The 1,302-nt window shown below is 44.4% G+C and carries 2 protein-coding genes; both read right to left on the reverse strand.

Annotated features, from left to right (window positions below; genetic code table 11):
- Positions 1 to 36: 36 nt before the first annotated feature.
- A complete protein-coding gene (locus PAEAM_RS24150; protein WP_306821969.1) occupies positions 37 to 876 on the reverse strand; it encodes an IS3 family transposase in 840 nt (279 codons plus the stop codon).
- Positions 877 to 896: 20 nt separating this feature from the next.
- A complete protein-coding gene (locus tag PAEAM_RS24155) occupies positions 897 to 1,217 on the reverse strand; it encodes a transposase (RefSeq protein ID WP_076319340.1) in 321 nt (106 codons plus the stop codon).
- Positions 1,218 to 1,302 lie beyond the last annotated feature (85 nt).

Below are 1,302 nucleotides of genomic sequence, written 5' to 3' on the forward strand. Positions count from 1 at the left end.
TGGTCATACCCCTGTCAAGTAGACAGATGAAAAAAGCTATGCTGCCAGCGCGCATCGATATTCAATCGGTGCGCGCTGTTTGAGTTTGGCTTGAAAGCGTCGGTAGTTGTAATTGTACACGTAATCTTCCACGGCTTGTCGAATCTCGGCTTCTGAATTACACTGGATAAGGTACAGCTTCTCTGTTTTGAGATGCGAAAAGAAAGATTCGATGCATGCGTTATCCAGGCAGGTTGCTTTGCGAGAGTGGCTGCCTTTGACGCCGAATGCTTCTAATCGTGAGTTGTACACCTGAGACGTGTATTGGAAGCCCTGATCCGAATGGAGCACGGCTTCCGAAACGTCTCTTTTTTGTGTCCATTGTTCCACCGTATCCAATACGAGCTGAACATCGTTCCGTTTAGATAATTGCCAAGCGACAATTTCGTTGTTGAACAAGTCTTGAATCACAGACAGGTAAACGAATGTGTTTCCATCCGAAATATAAGTTATATCCGTCACCATTTTTTGCTGAGGTGCTGTGGCATGAAATTTGCGCTTTAGGCGATTCGGATAAATCACAGATGGCGTATAGCTGGACTTCTTCCGCTTCTTTCGAATTACCGATTGGATCGATAGTTCCCGCATGATTCGCCATACTTTCTTGTGATTAACGTTCAGACCAGACTCCCAGAGCGCCGTTGTCATGCGAGGATAACCAAACTCTCGATTTGCAAAATGAATAGCCATCATGTGCTCTTTGATCTCACGCTCACGGTCTTGTCTTGCGTCTCGCTGTGGCTGTGTTGCTCGCCATTTGTAGTAACTGGAACGGGGTATTCCTGTAATCGATAATAGGCGTGTAATGCCATGCGAGCAACGCAATTCGTCTATGATATCGTAGTTCTCCCGTTGGCTTAGTGCTTCTCCTTTACTAGATTTGGATACCGCTTTTTTAAATAATCTACCTGTGCTTGAAGGTAGTCCCGTTCCTCTTCTACACTGCTAAAGGCAGTACGAGGCCGTCCTTTCAGTGGATTCGGAACATTGTTTTTTCGCTCATCGAATGCTTCCCCGTTTTTCCATTTTTTTACCCACACCTTCAGTTGTGAACAGTTTCGAATTCCTTCGCGATCAGCGACCACCTTGTAACTTGAAGAACCTTCGACATAGGATCTAACAGCATTCAATTTAAATTCTTCGGTATACGTGTGAAATGTTTGTCCTTTTTTGGCCATAAAAATATCCCCTCCAAGTGTCACTTGAACCCTCATGATAACATGAAGGTTTTTTCAAATGTCTACTTAAAGGGGATAATACCAC

The organism is Paenibacillus sp. GM1FR (assembly GCF_002803315.1).
Classification (GTDB): Bacteria; Bacillota; Bacilli; order Paenibacillales; family Paenibacillaceae; genus Paenibacillus; species Paenibacillus amylolyticus.

Excerpts from the sequence above, each read along its gene's own strand:
- PAEAM_RS24155 (WP_076319340.1), bottom strand. The coding sequence starts at position 1,217 with ATGGCCAAAAAAGGACAAACATTTCACACGTATACCGAAGAATTTAAA.